At 71.4% G+C, this 19,628-nt stretch carries 20 protein-coding genes; 10 read left to right on the top strand and 10 right to left on the bottom strand.

The window, feature by feature from the left end; all coding sequences use genetic code 11:
- Window positions 1-35: 35 nt before the first annotated feature.
- Window positions 36-983: a methylmalonyl Co-A mutase-associated GTPase MeaB gene (meaB, locus tag ACFWTE_RS09185; protein ID WP_378778795.1), complete on the bottom strand. Its 948-nt coding sequence runs from the start codon at window positions 981-983 to the stop codon at window positions 36-38.
- A gap of 269 nt (window positions 984-1,252) precedes the next feature.
- On the bottom strand, window positions 1,253-2,440 hold the full coding sequence (locus ACFWTE_RS09180; RefSeq protein WP_378778794.1) for an acetyl-CoA C-acetyltransferase: 1,188 nt from the start codon (window positions 2,438-2,440) through the stop codon (window positions 1,253-1,255).
- A gap of 85 nt (window positions 2,441-2,525) precedes the next feature.
- On the opposite strand from ACFWTE_RS09180, the gene mce reads away from it, so the two are divergent.
- Window positions 2,526-2,984, top strand: coding sequence for a methylmalonyl-CoA epimerase (gene mce / locus ACFWTE_RS09175; protein WP_378778793.1), 459 nt, complete (start codon window positions 2,526-2,528; stop codon window positions 2,982-2,984).
- 422 nt (window positions 2,985-3,406) lie between these two features.
- Entirely contained in the window at window positions 3,407-4,696 is a 1,290-nt protein-coding gene (locus ACFWTE_RS09170; protein WP_378778792.1) for a DivIVA domain-containing protein, read from the top strand.
- 284 nt (window positions 4,697-4,980) lie between these two features.
- Here the strand turns inward: ACFWTE_RS09170 and ACFWTE_RS09165 are convergent, their stop codons facing one another.
- From ACFWTE_RS09165 to ACFWTE_RS09155, 3 genes are all read right to left on the bottom strand, one after another.
- Window positions 4,981-5,721 carry an alpha/beta hydrolase gene (locus ACFWTE_RS09165; protein WP_378778791.1) on the bottom strand — a complete coding sequence of 247 codons (741 nt, stop codon included), beginning with the start codon at window positions 5,719-5,721 and terminating at the stop codon, window positions 4,981-4,983.
- 132 nt (window positions 5,722-5,853) lie between these two features.
- Window positions 5,854-6,183 (bottom strand): ATP/GTP-binding protein, encoded by a 330-nt coding sequence (locus ACFWTE_RS09160; protein WP_378778790.1) that lies wholly within the window; start codon window positions 6,181-6,183, stop codon window positions 5,854-5,856.
- Between the two features lie 71 nt (window positions 6,184-6,254).
- Window positions 6,255-7,469, bottom strand: coding sequence for a 3-hydroxybutyryl-CoA dehydrogenase (locus ACFWTE_RS09155; RefSeq protein WP_378778789.1), 1,215 nt, complete (start codon window positions 7,467-7,469; stop codon window positions 6,255-6,257).
- 297 nt (window positions 7,470-7,766) lie between these two features.
- On the opposite strand from ACFWTE_RS09155, the gene nucS reads away from it, so the two are divergent.
- The 8 genes from nucS (at window position 7,767) to ACFWTE_RS09115 (ending at window position 16,056) form a co-directional block, all read left to right on the top strand.
- A complete protein-coding gene (gene nucS / locus ACFWTE_RS09150) occupies window positions 7,767-8,444 on the top strand; it encodes an endonuclease NucS (protein ID WP_378778788.1) in 678 nt (225 codons plus the stop codon).
- Between the two features lie 181 nt (window positions 8,445-8,625).
- Window positions 8,626-9,501, top strand: a complete 876-nt coding sequence (locus ACFWTE_RS09145) for an ABC transporter ATP-binding protein (protein WP_378778787.1) — start codon at window positions 8,626-8,628, stop codon at window positions 9,499-9,501.
- Entirely contained in the window at window positions 9,498-10,367 is an 870-nt protein-coding gene (locus ACFWTE_RS09140) for an ABC transporter permease (RefSeq protein ID WP_378778786.1), read from the top strand. Before ACFWTE_RS09145 ends, ACFWTE_RS09140 begins: the two co-directional genes overlap by 4 nt.
- Window positions 10,368-10,372: 5 nt before the next feature.
- Window positions 10,373-11,704, top strand: coding sequence for a sensor histidine kinase (locus ACFWTE_RS09135; RefSeq protein WP_378778785.1), 1,332 nt, complete (start codon window positions 10,373-10,375; stop codon window positions 11,702-11,704).
- Window positions 11,701-12,336, top strand: coding sequence for a response regulator (locus tag ACFWTE_RS09130; RefSeq protein ID WP_378778784.1), 636 nt, complete (start codon window positions 11,701-11,703; stop codon window positions 12,334-12,336). The genes ACFWTE_RS09135 and ACFWTE_RS09130 overlap by 4 nt, the downstream gene beginning before the upstream one ends.
- Window positions 12,337-12,575: 239 nt before the next feature.
- A complete protein-coding gene (locus tag ACFWTE_RS09125; protein WP_378778783.1) occupies window positions 12,576-13,262 on the top strand; it encodes a DUF1707 domain-containing protein in 687 nt (228 codons plus the stop codon).
- Between the two features lie 401 nt (window positions 13,263-13,663).
- A complete protein-coding gene (locus ACFWTE_RS09120; RefSeq protein ID WP_378778802.1) occupies window positions 13,664-15,094 on the top strand; it encodes a M28 family peptidase in 1,431 nt (476 codons plus the stop codon).
- A 365-nt stretch (window positions 15,095-15,459) separates the two neighbouring features.
- Window positions 15,460-16,056, top strand: a complete 597-nt coding sequence (locus tag ACFWTE_RS09115; RefSeq protein WP_378778782.1) for a cob(I)yrinic acid a,c-diamide adenosyltransferase — start codon at window positions 15,460-15,462, stop codon at window positions 16,054-16,056.
- Window positions 16,057-16,077: 21 nt separating this feature from the next.
- Here ACFWTE_RS09115 and ACFWTE_RS09110 read toward each other — a convergent pair whose 3' ends face one another.
- From ACFWTE_RS09110 to atpD, 5 genes are all read right to left on the bottom strand, one after another.
- Window positions 16,078-16,590, bottom strand: coding sequence for a hypothetical protein (locus ACFWTE_RS09110; protein WP_378778781.1), 513 nt, complete (start codon window positions 16,588-16,590; stop codon window positions 16,078-16,080).
- A gap of 51 nt (window positions 16,591-16,641) precedes the next feature.
- A complete protein-coding gene (locus ACFWTE_RS09105; RefSeq protein WP_378778780.1) occupies window positions 16,642-16,938 on the bottom strand; it encodes an MTH1187 family thiamine-binding protein in 297 nt (98 codons plus the stop codon).
- Window positions 16,939-17,128: 190 nt separating this feature from the next.
- Window positions 17,129-17,629 (bottom strand): DUF2550 domain-containing protein, encoded by a 501-nt coding sequence (locus ACFWTE_RS09100; RefSeq protein ID WP_378778779.1) that lies wholly within the window; start codon window positions 17,627-17,629, stop codon window positions 17,129-17,131.
- A 29-nt stretch (window positions 17,630-17,658) separates the two neighbouring features.
- A complete protein-coding gene (locus ACFWTE_RS09095) occupies window positions 17,659-18,048 on the bottom strand; it encodes a F0F1 ATP synthase subunit epsilon (RefSeq protein ID WP_330092106.1) in 390 nt (129 codons plus the stop codon).
- A gap of 134 nt (window positions 18,049-18,182) precedes the next feature.
- On the bottom strand, window positions 18,183-19,625 hold the full coding sequence (atpD, locus tag ACFWTE_RS09090; RefSeq protein WP_378778778.1) for a F0F1 ATP synthase subunit beta: 1,443 nt from the start codon (window positions 19,623-19,625) through the stop codon (window positions 18,183-18,185).
- Between the last annotated feature and the right edge of the window lie 3 nt (window positions 19,626-19,628).

Genomic DNA, 19,628 nt, shown 5'->3' with positions numbered 1-19,628 from the left:
CCTCCCGCCGGGGGGGGGGGGGGGCGGGCCCGCCCCTACGCCCCGAGCTCCTTCAACAGCAGTTCGGCGGCGGCGTAGGGATCGCTCCGTCCCTCAGCGACCTCCCGGGCGAGCGCGTCCAGGCCCGTCTCGTCGCCGACGCCGCCCAGACGGGCGCGCAGCCGCTCCAGCACGATCGCCTGGACCTCGTCCCTCGCGCGGGCGCGGCGCCTTCCGGCCAGCTGCCCGCTCGCCTCCAGATGGGCGAAGTGCTCCTCGACGCGCTCCCACAGCTCGGCGACGCCCTCGTCCTTCGCCGCGACGGTCATGACGATCGGCGGCTTCCACTCGTCGTCGGCACGGTCTTTCATGGCGACCATCTGGCGCAGCTCCCGCAGGGTCACCCTGGCCCCCTCCCGGTCCGCCTTGTTCACGGCGAACACGTCGGCGACCTCCAGCACGCCCGCCTTCGCCGCCTGCACCGCGTCACCCATGCCCGGCGCGGACAGCACCACGGTCGTGTCGGCCCGGCCCGCGATCTCCACCTCGGCCTGCCCCACGCCCACCGTCTCGACCAGGATCACGTCGAACCCGGCGGCGTCCAGCACCCGCAGCGCGTGGGGGGTAGCCCAGGACAGGCCCCCCAGGTGACCCCTGTTGGCCATGGAGCGGATGTACACGCCCGGGTCGGTGGCGTGCTCCTGCATCCGCACCCGGTCCCCGAGCAGCGCACCGCCGGTGAACGGCGACGACGGGTCGACCGCCAGCACGGCCACGGTCAGGCCCCTGGCCCGGACGGCGCGTACGACGGCGTTCGTGGTGGTGGACTTGCCCACCCCGGGTGAGCCGGTGAACCCGACGACCCTCGCCCTCCCCGTGCGTGGCGCCAGGCCGGCCATGATCTCGCTCAGTTCCTCGGAGCCGTTCTCGACGAGGGTGATCGCGCGGGCCAGCGCCCGGCGGTCACCTCCCAGGACCCGTTCGACCAGCTGGGGGGCGTGCATGGGACTCCTCGGTGTCGGAGGGAGCAGGAAGGGGCGAGGGCTCGTGACCCCCGCCCCGCCGCTGTCAGGTGCGTCTGCGCTCCGGTCTGTACCGGGCGCGGTGTGTCTTCGCAACAGTGTGTTCGGAGGTGCCGCCCCACCGGGATCCGCCACGCGGGCGGCCGGGGATCGCCCGGTTTCCGTGCCCGCGCCGGGCCCCGTGGGGAGAGCGGGACGTCCGGCACCCGGGGTGCCCTGGGCGCCCCGGGTGCCGTCAGCGTCCGGTACCCCTACCCGGCGGGCACCGTGAACAGCAGGGCGTCGCCCTGGCCGCCGCCCCCGCACAGGGCCGCGGCACCGAGACCGCCGCCCCGGCGGCGCAGCTCGTGGACCAGGTGGAGGGCGATACGCGCGCCGGAGGCGCCGATCGGGTGCCCGATCGCGATCGCGCCGCCGTTCACGTTCACGATGTCCTCGGAGACGCCCAGGTCCTTGGTGGACTGGAGGCCCACCGCGGCGAACGCCTCGTTGATCTCGATCAGGTCCAGGTCCCGCACGGACCTCCCGGCCTTGGCCAGTGCGTGCCGGATCGCGTTGGACGGCTGGGAGTGCAGCGAGTTGTCCGGGCCCGCGACGTTCCCGTGCGCGCCGATCTCGGCGAGGACCGGGGCGCCCAGCTCCTCCGCCTTGGCACGGCTCATCACGACCACCGCGGCGGCGCCGTCGGAGATCTGGGAGGACGAACCGGCCGTGATCGTGCCCTCGCCGTCGAAGGCCGGGCGCAGCTTGCCCAGGCTCTCCGCCGTGGTCCCGGGGCGCACGCCCTCGTCCGCGGCGAAGACGACCGGGTCGCCCTTGCGCTGCGGGATCTCCACGGGGACGATCTCGGCGTCGAAGCGCCCCGCCTCCGCGGCGGCGGCGGCACGCTGGTGCGAGCGGGCCGAGAACTCGTCCTGCTCCCGGCGCCCGATACCGAGCTTGGCGTTGTGCCGCTCCGTGGAGGCGCCCATCGAGTCGCCCTCGAAGGCGTCGGTCAGCCCGTCGTGCGCGGTCGCGTCCAGGACCTCGACCGACCCGTACTTGTAACCCTTGCGGGACTTGGGGAGCAGGTGCGGCGCGTTGGTCATGGACTCCATGCCCCCGGCCACCACCACGTCGAACTCGCCCGCCCTGATGAGCTGGTCGGCGAGGGCGATGGCGTCGAGGCCGGAGAGGCAGACCTTGTTGATGGTCACCGACGGCACGTCCATGGGGATGCCGGCCTTGACCGCGGCCTGGCGGGACGGGATCTGGCCGGCACCGGCCTGGAGCACCTGTCCCATGACCACGTATCCGACCTGTTCGCCGCCGATACCGGCGCGTTCCAGGGCCGCCTTGATGGCGAAGCCCCCGAGGTCGGCGGCGGAGAACCCGGCGAGGGAGCCGAGGAGTCTGCCGGTGGGGGTACGCGCCCCACCGACGATGACGGAACCGGGCATCGTAACTGGCCTCCAAGTGATGGGTGACGCACCTGGTCTGCAACGATACCCACACCGCCGTCAGCGAACTTCGGGAGGTTCACCCATGAGCGACGTACCCGACCCGGCCAGCCCGTTCTCCGGCCTGACCCGCCTCGACCACGTGGGGATCGCGTGCCGCGACCTCGACGCCTCGATCGCGTTCTACCGGGAGACCTACGGTTTCGAGGTGGAGCACGAGGAGGTGAACGAGGAGCAGGGCGTCCGTGAGGCCATGCTCCGGATCAACGGCACGGACGACGGCGGCGCCACGTATCTGCAACTGCTCGAACCCACCCGCGACGACTCCCCCGTGGCGAAGTTCCTGGAGCGCAACGGCGAGGGGGTGCACCACGTGGCCTTCGGCACGTCCGACGTCGCACGCAGCTCCGAGGAGATCGGGAGCCGCGGAGTGCGTGTGCTCGGCCCCGGGCCCCGCACCGGGACGGCGGGGTCGAGGATCGTCTTCCTGCACCCCAAGGACAACGGTGGTGTACTCACGGAGTTGGTACAAACCCCGCACTGATTTGACGCGGTTCCGAAAGAACGTCACAGGGGCGTTCCGGACGCATCACATCTTGAGTTCCACTGGCATGGTTGACCTTAGACCCCACCGGAAGTTACACGAAACCCTCTTCCCAGGGGTTCCACGCTTGATAAAGTCGGCTAGCTGCCGGATTTGTTTTCCGGAGTTGGTCCATGTCTTGCAGTCCGGTGGTCGAGCCGGGTCGGCCGTCACACCGTGTCGCCGTGTCGAGATGACAGGGCGCACGCGGACGACATCGGAGGCGGTCAGGGGCCCTCAGGCCCGCAGCGCCGGTCGACCGCCCCGGTTCGCACACCCCCTTCCGGACACGCCCCGTCCACCGGGGACGGCGCCACCGCCCTCATGTCGTCCCCGGTCCGTTTGCAAGTTAGCCGTCTCGCACCCGTTCAGGATTCCGCCACATGCCGTCAAACAACATTGACACCCAGCTCAACAACATCTTCGACGAAGACAACACCCCGCCCGAATTCGACGTGGTGCTGCGTGGCTATGACCGCACCCAGGTGACGGACTACCTGGACGGCCTGCGCAACGAGGTCAAGCAGAACAGCAAGCAGATCGAGAAGTTCAAGGCCGAACTCTCCTCCAAGAACCGCCAGCTCCAGGAGCGGGAGCGCCCCTCCTACTCCGGCCTGGGCTCGCGGATCGAGGAACTGCTGCGCCTCGCGGAGGAGCAGGCCAACGAGCTGGTCCAGAGCGCGCAGATCGACGCCAACGACATACGCTCGGCAGCCAAGATCGAGGCCGCCGAGATGCGCGCGGCCGCCGAGTCCGAGGCCACCGAGGTCCGCACGCTCGCCCAGCGCGAGGCCGACGAGCAGCGGCAGACCTCCGAGTCCGAGGCCGAGGAGATCAGCACCACGGCCCGCCGCGAGGCGGACGAGCTGGCCTCCACCACCGAGCGCGAGGTCCAGAAGAAGCGTTCGGCGGTCGACCACGAGATCGCGGAGAAGCGCGCCACCTTCGAGGGCGAGATCGCGAAGCTGCGCACGACCACGGAGCGCGAGTGCGCCCAGGCCCGTGCCGCCGCCAAGCGCGAGCGCGACGAGACCATCCAGTCGGCCAAGAGCCAGGCCGAGGAGCTGCGCAAGAACGCCGAGCGCGCGTACGCCGAGTCCGAGGCCCGCCGCACCGAGACCGAGGACCAGTTCGAGCTCCAGCTGGCCGACCGTCGCGCGGAGGCCGAGCGCCAGGACGCCGAGCGTCTGGCCGCCGCCCAGGCAGCCACCCAGAAGATGGTCAACGAGGCGGAGGAGCGGGCCTCCAGCGCCGAGCAGCGCGCCACCAAGGCGAGCCAGCAGGCGGAGCAGACCCGCCGCGACGCCGAGAACCACGCCAAGCAGCTGGTCGGCAACGCGAAGAAGAACGCCTCGCAGATCGAGGCCGAGGCCAAGTCGAAGTCGGAGCACCAGCTCAACGACGCCAAGTCCGAGGCCAACCGGATCATGACGGCCGCCCGCAAGGAGGTCGACGAGCTCAACCGCCAGCGCGACAGCATCCAGTCGCACCTCCAGCAGCTGCGCCAGCTGCTCGGTGGCGGTGCCGCCCCGGCACCGGCCCCGGCCGCTCCCGCCGCTCCGGCCCCCGCCGCGATCGCCCCGCAGGAGCCCGCGCCCGCTCCGGCCGAGGAGGCCAAGCAGCCGGTGCACTCCGGCAAGGGCACGGACGACGAGGACTGGTGGCAGGAGTAGCGTTCCGGTCGTCCTGCGACCGCCGCTCCCCCGCCCTCCGCCCTGGGCGGAGCCGGTGAGTAACGCGGAAGGACCCGTCTCCCCCTGGGGAGGCGGGTCCTTCGCTGTCCGGGGCCGTGACCGGTTCCGGAACCGGTCGGGCCGGGGCGGGCCCCGTGAGCGCCCTGTCCGCGTACGCCCGTGCGGGCGTGACCACCGGGCCCGGAGCAGCGCTTGGGATCAGTGGGGCTTGTGAGTCCTCAGGGATCGAGGCCGCCTCCGGAAGGAGACGTACGACTCATTTTCTACGCGAGGGTCTGCACGTCCTTCTCGTAGGGCCCGTCCCACTCGGTCGGCAGCGGGTGGGCCTTCGGGTTGACCCTCCTGACGATCTCGTCGAGCACCCGGCGCACGTAGGGCTCTCCCACCCACAGGTGCTTGGCCCCCTCCACACCGACCACCTCGGCCTGCGTGAGCGGCTTGAACCGCTCCTTCGCCTCGTCGGGGCGCAGGTAGTCGTCCTGCCCGGGGACCAGGGCCACCACGGGTTTGCCCGTCTCGGCCCACGCCACCAGGTCGGCCTCGTCGGCGCGGTGCAGCGGTGGGGAGAGCAGGAGGGCGCCCCGTACCTGCGGATCGGCGCCCCACTTGAGCGCCAGCTCGGTGCCGAACGACCAGCCGAGCAGCCAGGGCTCGGGCAGCCCCTCGAACTCGGTGAACTCGATGGCGGCCACCACGTCGTGCCGCTCGGTCTCGCCCTCGCCGAACTCGCCCTGGCTGGTGCCGTGCCGGGACGTCGTGCCGCGCGTGTTGAACCGCAGTACCGCGACGTCGGCCAGCGCCGGGAGCCGGAACGACGCCTTGCGCAGGACGTGGCTGTCCATCATTCCCTCGGCGGTGGGCAGCGGGTGCAGGCACACCAGTGTGGCCACCGGTGTCCGGTTCTCGGGCAGGGCCAGCTCACCGACGAGCTCCAGGCCGTCGGCGGTGTGCAGGGTGATGGGTCGTCGCACGGCGGGAAGCACCGTGGTGGCTCGAATCTCCATGGCTCCTCGTGTCCTGGGTGGGTTGCTGTGGCCCGCGCGGCGGCTCCGGGTGGGGCGGCTCCCGGCGGGGCCCGGCCCGGGTCCGGCCGGCCCGCGTCAGGGCTGTGGGGGGCTCACGGCTGCCGCCCCGGCTCAGTAGCGCGGGGCCCGGGGCGAGCGGTGCGACCGCCGGTCCCAGCAGGAGGAGTGCCAGTGGCGCCGGTCGCCGCCGTCGCCGTAGGGACGCCAGGCCACCACGTGGGGCATGCCGGACGGGATCTCCTGGGCACAGCCGGGACACCGGTAGGCCTTGGCCGCGGACGCGCCGGGGAGGCGCCGTGTGACCCACTCCCCGTCCGGGCCGGTCTCCCGGCGCTGCCCCCCGGTGACGCGCAGCATGAGGGAGTCCTCGTCGGGGACTCCACCGGAGGGGCCACTGCCCCGGGTGGGTTTGCGGCGGGGGGAGTTACGTCGCGGGCTCACACCGTCAAGGGTAGGAGAGGAACAACAGTGGCCGCCGTCACACCTGCGACGGCGGCCGGCACGGGTGGGGATCAACCGTGGCAGGCGCAGCCGCCGCCGTGGCCCTCCCCCTCCTCGGCATCGGGCAGCTGGTCCATCAGCAGCGGGGCGGGCACCGCGATCGTGGTCAGGCTGTACTCGCCCATCGCCATCAGGGTGGTGACCACGGACTCCGCGCCGCGCTCCGCCAGGAGCTCGGTCGGGCCCTTCGGGTAACCGCAGCCGAACCGCATCGCGGTGTCGACGTCCTTGGCGGAGGCGTAGCCTTCGCCGATCATGCGCAGGGCGTCGTCGATCTGCGGGGCGATCAGGATCTCCCCGAGGTCGAGGGTCTCCTCGTCGCGGACCATCGCGGCGTAGCGACCGGTGGGCTGCGGCTCCGGCTCCTCGGAGCGGCCCGCGTGGAAGCCCTGGTCGGACTTGCGGCCCAGGTGCCCCGCGGCAACCATGCGGCGCAGCAGCGGCGAGGCCGCGAAGCGCGGGTCCCGGAACTCCTCCCACAGCACGTCCATGACGGCCAGGCACACGTCCAGACCCACCAGGTCGGCGAGGGCGAGCGGCCCCATGGGGAGGTCCGCGGCCTTCTGCGCGGCGGCGTCGATCTCCGCGCGGGTGGCGATCCCCCGCTCGTACAGGCGGACGGCGTCGTTGATGTAGGGCACGAGCAGCGCGTTGGCGACGAACCCGGCGCGGTCTCCGACCGCCACGGGGGTCTTGCCGATGCGCTTGGCGACCTCGGTGACCAGGTCGACGGTCTCTTCGTTGGTGGAGACCGTGGTGATCACCTCGACCAGCTTCATGACCGGGGCCGGGTTGAAGAAGTGCAGACCGACGACCCTCTCGGGCCGCCCGGTGAGCGCGGCGATCTCGGTGACCGACAGCGACGACGTGTTGGTGGCCAGGATCGTGCCGGGCGGGCAGATCCTGTCCAGGTCCGCGAAGACGTCCTTCTTGATGTCCATCCGCTCGGGGACGGCCTCGACGACGAAGTCGGCGTCGGCGAGATCCTCCCGCGAGGTGGTGAACGTCAGGCGGGAGTCGATCCCGGCGCGTTCCTCCTCGGTGAGTTTGCCCTTGCTGACCGCACGCGAGAGGGACTTGTCCATGTGACTGCGGCCGCGGTCGACGGCGGCCTGGTCGATCTCGACCCCGATGACGTTGAACCCCGCACGGGCGAACACCTCTGCGATGCCCGCGCCCATCGCGCCGAGTCCGACGACACCGACCTTGTCAAATTCCTGCACCATGGGCCCAGCCTAAAGGGCACCGCGTCGTGAACCGCGCACCGGAGGCCCCTGTCGGGCACCCGGTGCCGCCAGGGGGTCCGCGGGTGCCGCCTCTGCGCCGCCGACCGGTACCCGCGCGTGGGGCACGGACGTAGCGGCTCGGAGGCGGCCGACCGCTCCCCACAGCTCCGCCCCGGACCGCCCGCAGCCCGCGCTGTCAGGGACGCCAGAACCCCCGGGACCGGCGCCCGCTGCGGGGGCCGGCCCTCCCTGCGGTTCGGGTCCGCCCGCCCCCAGGAGGCGGTAACGTGGCGTTTCGTGCGCCTCGTCATCGCTCGGTGCAGCGTCGACTACGTCGGCCGGCTCACCGCACACCTGCCCATGGCTCCTCGGCTGATCCTCATCAAGGCCGACGGGAGCGTGTCCATCCACGCCGACGACCGGGCGTTCAAACCGCTGAACTGGATGAACCCGCCGTGCAAGCTCCGCGAGGAGATCGTCGCGGACGGACCGGACCTGTGGACCGTCACGCACGGCAAGTCCGGGGAGAAGCTGGTGCTGACCATCGAGGAGGTCATGCACGACACCTCCTACGAGCTCGGCAAGGACCCCGGTCTGCAGAAGGACGGCGTCGAGTCCCATCTCCAGGAGCTGCTGGCCGAGCACATCACCACGCTGGGCGAGGGCTACACCCTCATCAGGCGCGAGTTCCCGACGGCGATCGGACCGGTCGACATCCTGTGCCGCGACGCGGACAACGCCACGGTGGCCGTCGAGCTGAAGCGCCGGGGCGACATCGACGGCGTCGAACAGCTCACCCGCTACCTCGAACTGCTCAACCGGGACCCGCAGATCTCCCCCGTTCGGGGCGTCTTCGCCGCCCAGGAGATCAAACCGCAGGCCCGCGTCCTGGCCGAGGACCGCGGTATCTCCTGCGTGGTACTGGACTACGACGCGCTGCGCGGAATGGAACCTGACGTCCTGCGCCTGTTCTGACCCCCGTACCGGCCGCCGTCCCCCGGCGCCCGGACGCGATCCGGCTCCCCGAGGCCTCCGGCGACTCCCGCCGGGGGCCTCCGTCGTGCCACCACCACCGCCGGCGTCGTCCGGTCGGAGGACCCGCTCACGCCCCGACGGCCGATACCGCCGGCGGCGCCGGCCCGGAAGAGTCGGTGCCATGAACGACACAGCGATCGAGGTACGCGGACTCACCAAGCGGTACGGGGAGGACCGGGCCGTCGCCGGCATCGACCTGACCGTTCACCGCAGCGAGGTCTTCTCCTTCCTCGGGCCCAACGGCGCTGGCAAGTCCACCGCCGTCGAGATCCTGGAGGGCTTCCGGCGCCGGGACGGCGGCACCGCCCTCGTCCTCGGCGAGGACCCGGGCACTGCGGGGCGCGGCTGGCGGGCCCGTCTCGGCATCGTCTGGCAGCGGGAGACCCTGGTCCCCGCCCTGCCGGTACGCGACCTGGTCCGGCACTTCGCGGGCTACTACCCCGAGAGCCACGACTCCGACGAGGTGGTCGAGCGGGTCGGACTGTCGGAGAAGGCCAGGGCCATGCCCGCCTCCCTGTCCGGCGGACAGCGGCGCCGCCTGGACGTGGCGCTGGGCATCGTCGGCCGTCCCGAGCTCCTGTTCCTGGACGAGCCCACCACCGGGTTCGACCCCCGGGCCAGGAGGGACTTCTGGTCCCTCATCCGGGAGCTCGCCGACGGGGGCACCACCATCGTGCTGACCACCCACTACCTGGAGGAGGCCGAGGAGCTCGCCGACCGGGTCTGCGTGATCGCGCGCGGCAGGGTCCGGGCGCTGGGCCGGCCCGCCACCCTGGGCGGGCGCGCCTCCGCCCGGGCCACGGTGGGCTGGACCGTCGAGGGGCGGCGGCGGGAGGCCGTCACCGACGAGCCCGCCCGGGTCGTGGGCGAACTGGCCGCCCTCTTCGGCGGGGAGGTGCCGGAGCTGAGCGTGCACCGGCCCACCCTGGAGGAGACCTATCTGGAACTGATCCGGGACGACGACGGCGCGGACACCGCCGAGGGGAGCACGGCATGAGCACCGGCACCACACCCGCGACCGTGCCGACGGCCCCCGCGGGGTCCCCCGCCGCCGGGCCGGCCCGGCGGCTGCCCGGCCCCCTGCGGATCGGCCTGTCCCGCGGCTGGGTGGAGATCCGGGCGTTCAGCAGGGAGTGGGAGAGCCTGATCTTCACGTTCAGCCTGCCCGCGCTGATCCTGGTCCTGTTCGCGTCGATCTTCGACGGCATGTTCGACATGGGCATGCCCGCCGTCGACTACTACCTGCCGGGCATGATCGCCATGGGCCTCATGTCGGTGAGCTTCCAGCAGTTGGGCACCAGCATCGCCGGCGAGCGCGAGCTCGGCGGCCTGCGCCGCCTGCGCGGCACCCCGATGCCGCCGAGCGCGTACTTCATCGGGAAGACGGTGCTGGTGGCCTTCCTGTCGTTGGGGCAGACGGTGCTCCTGCTGGGGGTCGCCGCCCTGGGTTTCGACGCGGATCTGCCCACCGGCGCCGACTCCTGGACCACCCTGGCGTGGGTCCTCCTCCTCGGCACCGTCTCGTGTTCCCTTCTCGGGATCGCGGTCAGTTCGCTGGCGCGGTCCGCCCAGGCGGCGTCCGGCGTGGTGGTCGTGCCCTTCCTCGTCCTCCAGTTCACGTCGGGGGTCTTCGTCCCGGTCGTAGCCCTGCCCGACTGGGTGGTGACCGCGGCGGGGCTCTTCCCCCTCCTGTGGATGGCGCAGGGCATGCGGGCGGGGTTCTTCCCCGACGAGATGGCCGCACTCGAAACCGGCGGGTCCTGGGATCTGCCCCAGGTGGCCCTCGCCCTGGGCGCGTGGTGTGTGGTGGGCTTGGCCCTGACGCTGGTGACGTTCCGGTGGAAGACGCGGAAGGACGGGTGAGCGCCGTGGCCGAACCGATCGTCGGCCGGGGGGCGGACAGCGGCCCGGCCGAGCGCGGGGAGCCCTCCGGGGAGGAGTGGCCCGGCGGCGACGGAGCCCAGCGGCACGCGTGGGACCTGGGCATCTGGTGGGACGTGTACTTCACCGGGACGATGGCCGCCATGGTCGTGCTCGCCCTGGCCACGGACTCCTCCGGGGGCCGGTGGCTGCCCGCGGCCCTGACGGCGGGCGTCATCGTCGTCTACTACGTGTTCGGCAAGCGGATGCTCCTCCTCGACGGCTCCGACTGGGACCTGCCCCGCTCCCTGGTGTTGACGGCCCTCCTCCTGCTGTGCGTCCTGCCCGCGGTGATCCTCAACCCGAACCTGACCTTCATGCTGATCGCGGTCGCGCCCCTCTGCTTCATGACCTGCGGGTCCGGGGTGGCCGTGCCCACGGTGGCGGCCGTACTGCTGCTGCCGACTCTGCTGCGGGGCATCACCGGTGCGGAGGACTGGGACAGGGTCCTGGTCACCTCGCTGGTCCACGGGGCCATCATCGGCTACGCCCTGTGGTTCGGCCGGTGGTTCGAGTTGATCGTCGAGCAGAGCTACGAGCGGGCCGAGCTGATCAGGAGCCTTCGCGAGAGCCGTTCGGAGGCGGCCCGGCTGTCGGAGGAGTCCGGTGCCATGGCCGAGCGCGAACGCCTCGCCCGCGAGATGCACGACACCCTGGCCCAGGGCTTCACCAGCATCGTCGCCCTCGCCCAGGCGGTGGAGTCGGAGATGGACTCCGATCCGGCAACGGCGCGCCGCCACCTGGTGCTGATGCGCGAGACCGCGGCGGAGAACCTGGCCGAGGCGCGGGCGATGGTGGCCGCACGCCGACCGGTCCCGCTCGACGGCGAGGACCTGGAAGCGGTCCTGGCCCGGATCACCGCGCGGCTCGGCGGCGAACTCGCCATCACGGCCCGCGCCCGGGCGGAGGGCATCCCGGTACCGCTCAGCAACGACCTCAAGATCTGCCTCCTGCGCACGGCGCAGGAGGCGCTGTCCAACATCCGCAGGCACGCCGGGGCCCGGAACGTGGAGGTACTCCTGGCCTACGGGGACACGTGTGTCGAACTGACCGTGTCGGACGACGGGCGCGGGTTCGTCCTCGGGGAGGTCTCCGTCGGCGACGGGCTCGCCAACATGGGCCACCGGGCCGAGAGCGTGGGCGGGACACTCGACGTGGAGGGCGTGCCCGGCGCCGGGACGACCGTCCGCATGGCCCTCCCCCTGGGGGAGGGCTCCGTTCCCCACCGGGGCCGCCCGTCCCCCGCGACCCACGGTTTCGATGAGGAGCACACACGATGATCCGCGTCCTGCTGGTCGACGACCACCCGGTGGTCCGCGAGGGGATCCGCGGCATGCTCAGCGCCGAGACCGGCCTCACCGTCGTCGGGGAGGCTGCCTCCGGTCCCGAGGCGGTGGCCCTGGTCGCCGCGCTCTCCCCCGACGTGGTCCTGATGGACCTGCGGATGCCCGGCGGCGACGGGGTCGCGGCCACCGCGCGCATCACGGCCGAGTACCCCGGCGCGCACGTCCTGGTGCTCACGACCTACGACACCGACGCCGACATCCTGCGGGCCGTCGAGGCCGGCGCCACCGGTTACCTGCTCAAGGACACCCCGCGCGCGGACCTCGCCGACGCGGTCCGCGCCGCCGCCCGTGGGGAGACCGTGCTCACCGGCCGGGTCGCGGGCAAGCTCCTGACGGGCATGCGGCAGCGGTCCGAGCCGCCCCCGGTCACCCTGTCGCCCCGTGAGACGGAGGTGCTGCGCCTGGCCGCCGACGGCATGACCAACGCGGCGATCGGCCGCGCCCTGCACATCAGCCAGACGACCGTGAAGACCCACCTGATGCGGGCGTACGACAAGCTCGGGGTGGGCGACCGGACGGCGGCGGTCTCCCAGGCGATCCGCCGCGGGCTGCTCCCGGACCCGTGACCCCCGCCCTTCGGTACGACGGGACCAGGGAGAGTTTTTGAGGGTTTCGGGTCGGTGAGCGGCCGCCCAGGCGATCTCCCGCAAGACGATGGGCGACGTTCAGCCTGGTGGTGAAACGCAGCGAGAGGAAGCCCGGTGGACGCGAAACCCGGCAGGATTGACGAACACGACCCAAGATCAGGGACCGCTCAGGGTTCCTCCCCGATGGCGGGGGCGTGCCGTCGCGTAAGAATCGTCATATGGTGGACCGGATGAACGAAGTCGACCCCCCCGAACACGGCCGGATGCGCGCCTCCGACGCCGACCGCGACTCCGTCGCGCACCGCCTGCGCGAAGCCCTCGCCGAAGGCCGCCTGGACCCGGACGAGCACAGCGAGCGCCTGGACTCCGTCTACCGCGCCAAGACCATAGGCGAGCTCGTCCCCCTCACGGAGGACCTGCCCTCGACCGACCACGCCTCCTCCCTGACACCCGTCTCCGGCGACTTCCGCTCGCCCCGACCGGTCTACGGCAGCAGCCGGGTCACCCCGCAGGCCGCGCCGACCAGCACCGCCGCCATCGCCGTGATGGGCGGAGCCGACCGCGCCGGGGCATGGGTGGTTCCGAAGACCTTCTTCGCCCTGTCCCTCATGGGCGGCGTCGAACTGGACCTGCGCGAGGCGCGGTTCGTCCACCGGGAGACCACCATCTGGACGGGCGCCCTGATGGCGGGGATCGAGATCAGGGTCCCCGACGACATCCAGGTGCGGGTCCACGGGCTCCCGATCATGGGTGGCTTCGGCAGTGAGGGCGGCACCCCGCCCAGCGTGGTGGACCCGGACGCGCCGATCGTCCACATCCGCGGACTCGCGGTCATGGCGGGCGTGGGCGTGGTCTACAAGCGGCGCAAGCACCAGCGCGACCGCGGCCAGGAGGACGAGGACTGATCCGGGCGGCTCCGCCCGGTCGTCCCGCCGCGTCGACGGGTCGGCCCCTCCCGAGCGCCCGGCCCGTCGACCACCGGCTGCCCTCCCCTGGACGATCGGCCCGTCCGAGCGCCCCCTCTGGGCACAGTGTGTACCGAACGCGCAAGTTCCGTGGCTGATTGTGGCAATAACGCCCGCCACTCCTTGCCGTGAGCACTGTTCTGGTGGCAGGCTGCAGCGATACTTTGCCTACCAAAGGTGTCCATCCCCCCACGCCTCGGAGCGGTGGACCCCCGTACACCGGAGGAAGATCGTTGCGCCCCACACACCGACGGGCCGCGCTCGGCAGAGCGCCCGCCCCCGCATCCCCCTCCCCCCGTTCCGGCCGACGCGCCGCCGCAGCGGGCTTCGCGACCGTACTCATGGCCTCCGGCGCCCTGGTGTCCGGCCCGGCGTACGCGGGCGGTGAGCCCGACGGCCTCGCCGGCCTCGTCACCGCCGACGCCATCCAGGAGCACCTGGAGAACCTGGACACCATCGCCGAGTACAACGGCGGAAACCGGGCAACGAGCACCCCGGGCTACGACGTCGCCGCCCTGTACGTCGAGGACCAGCTCGAACGCGCCGGGTACGAGACCTACCGGCACGAGTACGACTACGAGCTCTGGCGCGAGCAGTCGCCCCCGGTCCTGGCCCGGACGGCGCCCGGGGAGGCCGTCTACGAGGCCGATGTCGACTACGTCCCCATGAGCTACTCCGGCGCCGGTGACGTCACCGCCCCGGCCGTCGCGGTCAACACCGACAGCGCGGAGAGCGGGTGCTCCCCCGACGACTTCGCGGACTTCCCCGAGGGAGCTGTCGCGATCACCCTGCGCGGCACCTGCCCCTTCGCCGAGAAGGTCCAGAACTCGGCCGACGCGGGCGCCTCCGCCGCCCTCGTGGTCAACAACGAGGACGAGGTCTTCCTCGGCACCATCACGGCCGTCTCCGACATCCCCGCCGTGGGCGTGTCCGGGCTCACGGGCGCCGACCTGATCGCCACCGAGGGGCTCGAACTCCGGGTGAAGGTGGACGCCACCGTCATCGACGAGTCGTCCTACAGCGTCCTCGCCGAGACGCCCGAGGGCCGCGACGACAACGTCGTGGTCGTGGGCGCCCACCTGGACAGTGTCGAGGACGGCCCCGGTATCAACGACAACGGCAGCGGTTCGGCGTTCGTGCTGGAGACCGCCATCCAGCTCGCCGAGCAGGCCGACCCCAACAACAAGGTCCGGTTCGCGTTCTGGGGCACCGAGGAGGAGGGCCTGGTCGGGTCCACGGAGTACGTCGCGGACCTGACTCCGGAGCAGGTGGACGACATCGCCCTCTACCTCAACTTCGACATGATCGGCTCGCACAACTACGGCCGGTTCGTCCTCGACGGCGGCATGGAGCTGCCCGATTCGGCGGGAGCCCCCTCCGGCTCCGGCGCGATCGCCAAGGTCTTCGCGGACTACTTCACCTCGCAGGACCAGGTGAGCGAGCCGGGCGTGCTGAGCGGACGCAGTGACTACAGGGCGTTCATGGAGTCCGGTATCCCGTCCGGCGGGCTGTTCAGCGGCGCCGACGGCGTCAAGAGCGAGGAGCAGGTCGAGTGGTACGGCGGCACGGCCGGTGAGGCGTTCGACCCGTACTACCACACCGCGGACGACACGCTGGAGCACGTCGACTGGGACTCGGTGGCGGAGCTGTCGGCCGCCGGCGCCCACGGCGTGGAGTTCTTCGCCGAGAGCACGCTTCCGGTCAACGGCGTGCTGAGGCACTCCGCCGCCACCGCCGACCTGCCGCGCGCGGGAGACGCCTGGCTCCGCTAGGTCTCGTTGCCGTGGAACACGGCCGCCCGGGACCGGTGCCCCCGGTCCCGGGCCGCCCCGAACCGCGGTCCGCCTCGCATGGGAGCGGGCGGCGTGAACCCCCCGGTCTCACGCCGCCCGCTCCTCGCGGTGCCTCCCCCTGCGCCGATGGCCCGGGTGGCCCCTCTTCTCCACTCGGGACTACTCGCACAGAACACCGCCAGAAACTACGCTGAGTAGCTTCCTGGTATCCCAATGTATCAGTGGGGCGCATCACCTTCACCCACTGATACTGAATGGTTATCCTGCGTCACCGACGCGGGCGCGAGGCCCGCTCACCGCAAGGACGGCGACACCGCCGGCCCGCCCTCCCCTAGGGTTGGGGCATGACCACACGGGACACGGACAAACCGGTCGTTCTGTCGAAGATCTATACGCGTACCGGCGACGCCGGCACGACGGCCCTCGGCGACATGAGCAGGACCGGCAAGAACGACACGCGCCTCGTCGGGTACGCCGACACGGAGGAGGCCAACGCCGCCATCGGCGTCGCACTGGCCGTGGGTGAGCTCCCCGAGGACGTGCGAGCGCTCCTCGGCCGGGTGCAGAACGAGCTGTTCGACCTGGGCGCCGACCTGTCCACGCCGATCGTGCCGGACCCGGAGTACCCGCCGCTGCGGGTGCTCCCCGAGTACGTCACCCGGTTGGAGGAGGCCTGCGACCACTACAACGCCGACCTGCCCACACTGCGCAGCTTCATCCTCCCCGGCGGCTCACCCACCGTCGCGCTGACACACACGGCGCGGATCGTGGTCCGCCGTGCGGAGCGCAGCGTGTGGGCCGCCATCGAGGAGCACGGCGACACGGTCAACCCGCTCACCGCCCAGTACCTCAACCGGCTCTCGGACCTGCTGTTCATCCTCGGCCGCTACGTCGCGGGCGAGGGGGACGAGGTGCTCTGGAAGCCCGGAGGCCAACGCTAGGAGGCGCTCCGGGCGCGCCCCTCAGCACTCGGGCGGGAACTCCTCCTGCGGGACGACGCCCGCCTCGGAGGTGTCGTCCCCCGTGTACACCCCCTGCTCGGCCGCCAGCGCCCCGGTGGTGAAGCTGAGGGTCCCGATGTCGTGCTCGGCGGAGTCCCCGGGCTCCGCCGGGGCCGAGCCCACCCCGACGGCGTACTCGTCCTCCGAGGAGTCGGGACCCATCCGGTAGACGGGACTCCCCTCCTCGTCGAAAATCTCCCAGTCGTCCCCGGGCGCCGCCAGATCGATCTCGATCTCGCCGCCCTCGAACTCGCGGGTGGCGACCAGGTGTCTGCGCTGGGTCTCTCCGACGAGGTCGATCTGACGTGGCGCGGCGTCACCGCACCAGGTGACGATCACGACCGGGAACTGGTGCAGGGCGGTGAAGTGGCCCGTGGCCACCGCACCGACGTGGCCGCCTGCCGGCTGGCAGGCGACGAGCAGGGGCGCCAGGAGTACGGGCGCGAGCAGGACGCGGAAACGGGAAGTGGCCATGGAACCGCATCCTGCCGTGTCCTACCGGTCCAGTGGAAGGACCGACGGCCCTCAGGACTCCCCGAGTTCCCGCTCGACGGCCTCGACCTTGCTGTGCAGACCGTCCGTGACGCCCTCGCGGATGTCGGCCTTGAGGGTGAGGGTGACCCGGTCAGCCCCCTCACCGGCCGCGGCGACGGCGCGCTTGACGACGTCCATCACCTCGTCCCACTCACCCTCGACACTGGTGAACATGGCCGTGGTCTCGTTGGGCAGCCCGCTCGCGCGAACGACCTGCACGGCGCGCGCGACAGCGGGGGCGACGGACTCGCCGGTACCGAGCGGAGAAACAGAGAAGGCAACGATCATGTCGCCATGCTAGTGGGCCACCGGAGAGTTCACCGGTGTGACGCGAGGGCCCGTGCCCTCAAGGATCTCGTCCCTCCGGCCGGGGCCGGTCCTCACCGCGGGTGCGGGAGCACGTCGGAGGGGGTCAGGCCGCGCACCCTCGCGGTCACCGCACCAGGAACGGACCGCCACCCCGGTGAACACACGGGTCTCAGGCCTCCCACTGCGTTCCGGGGGGCATCGACTCCAGCCAGGACAGGAACCCGGTCAGCGCGCTCTCGCTCATCGCGATCTCGTACACCGCGTCCCGGGGGTCGCTGCCGTCCTCGGCGGCCCAGCCGATCCGGACGACGGTCACGTCCGTGGGCAGGTGCTCGGCGTCCTCACCGTTCGGGACGCGCCGCCCCAGAACGACGAGGCCGCGACGCGACAGGAACACTGTCGGCCGCGGCCTCAGGGAGAAGATCGGGAACCAGCCGAGGTTCTCGGTGCCGTAGCGGCCGAAGCCGATACGCCAGGAGCCCCGACGCCCCCTCCCACCCGGTGTGCGCAGGTAGCACTCGACGGCGCCACCGCGCTGGACGAGCACCCAGCGGCGCACGGTGACGGCGAGCACCACCGTCAGGAAGACGAGGAGCAGGGCGAAGAACACCCACTGTGCGGACTCCACCCAGGAGCCCGTTCCCACCTGAGCGGGAAGCGGTCGTTCCATGCCCACTGCCGTTCCGCCGTCCCGGTTCGCTAGGCGACGTCCTCGCCAGCAGCACGCAGGCGGCTCCGAGCACGACCCAGGGCGACGGTGTCGCCGGACTCGGTCGCGTTCTTCAGCGCCGTGCGCGCACGGTCCACATCGATGTCCTCGGCGAGCTCGGCGGTCTCGGCGAGGATGGAGATACGACCCTCACCCGAAACCGAGACGAACCCGCTGTGCGCGGCGGCCCGGACCTCGCCGGTCTCCCGCGCACCCAGCACGCGAACCACGGCGTCGTGGGCCAGCAGCGAGAGCACCGGGATGTGCCCGGGCTGGACGCCGATCTCGCCCTCGACGGTCTTCGCGATGACCATGTCGCCCTCGCCGGCCCAAATCTCACGTTCGGGCGAGACGATCTCGACGAAAAGCTTCTTCGACACTGCCACAAACTCCTCGGCTAGCGGGTGGGTTCGGCCGGGCCGGCCCCGACGTGTTGTCGTTCGGGACCGGCCCGGCCGGAGAAACTGTCCCGCCCGTCGCCCGCCACCACCCTCAACGGACGCTTCGCGCGGTTCTAGCCCTGAAGCTGCTTGGCCTTCTCGATCGCCATGTCGATGTTGCCGACGTCGAGGAAGGCCTGCTCGGGCAGGTGGTCGTACTCACCGTCGCAGAGGCCCTTGAAGGAGGAGATGGTCTCCTCCAGGGGAACGAACACGCCCGGGGTACCGGTGAACTTCTCGGCCACGAACATGTTCTGCGACAGGAAGCGCTCGATACGGCGAGCACGGTTGACGACGATCTTGTCCTCTTCGGACAGCTCGTCCATACCGAGGATGGCGATCTGGTCCTGGAGGTCGTTGCTCCGCTGGAGGATCTCCTTGACGCGCTGCGCCACCCGGTAGTGCTCCTCGCCCACGTACTGCGGGTCGAGGATGCGGGAGGTGGACGTCAGCGGGTCCACCGCCGGGTAGATGCCCTTCTGCGAGATCGGGCGGGAGAGCTCGGTCGTCGCGTCCAGGTGGGCGAAGGTGGTCGCCGGAGCGGGGTCGGTGTAGTCGTCCGCGGGGACGTAGATCGCCTGCATCGAGGTGATCGAGTGACCGCGCGTCGAGGTGATCCGCTCCTGCAGCTGACCCATCTCGTCCGCCAGGTTGGGCTGGTATCCCACGGCCGAGGGCATACGGCCCAGCAGCGTGGAGACCTCCGAACCCGCCTGGGTGAAACGGAAGATGTTGTCGATGAAGAGGAGCACGTCCTGGTTCTGGACGTCGCGGAAGTACTCCGCCATCGTCAGAGCGGACAGGGCGACCCGCAGACGGGTGCCCGGGGGCTCGTCCATCTGGCCGAAGACGAGAGCGGTGTCCTGGAGGACCTCCATCTCGTCCATCTCCAGGAACAGGTCCGTACCCTCACGGGTGCGCTCGCCGACACCGGCGAACACGGACACGCCACCGAAGTTACGGGCGATACGGGTGATCATCTCCTGGATCAGCACGGTCTTGCCGACACCGGCACCACCGAACAGACCGATCTTGCCACCGCGCACGTACGGGGTGAGGAGGTCGATCACCTTGATGCCCGTGACCATCATCTCGGTCTTGGACTCAAGCTGGTCGAAGGGCGGGGCCTTGCGGTGGATCGGCCAGCGCTCGGTGACGCCGAGCTCGGCCGTCGTCACGTCCAGGGGCTCGCCCAGGGTGTTGAACACGTGGCCCTTGACGAGGTCGCCGACGGGCACGCTGATGGGCGCACCGGTGTCGCGCACCTCGGCACCGCGGACGAGGCCGTCCTGCGGGGCCAGGGAGATGGTCCGCACCAGGTTGTCACCCAGGTGCTGGGCGACCTCCATGGTGATGGTCTTGGCCTTGCCGCCGACGGTCACGTCGGTCTTCAGGGCGTTGTAGATCGAAGGCAGGGAGCCGACGGGGAACTCCACGTCGACGACCGGCCCGGTCACCCGGGCGATACGGCCGGTGGCGGTGCCAGCCCCAGCCGTCTCTTCAACTGTCGCAGTCACTTT

It is taken from the genome of Nocardiopsis sp. NPDC058631 (assembly GCF_042716955.1).
Taxonomy (GTDB): Bacteria; Actinomycetota; Actinomycetes; order Streptosporangiales; family Streptosporangiaceae; genus Nocardiopsis.
This window is presented reverse-complemented; position numbering and strand designations above follow the sequence as displayed.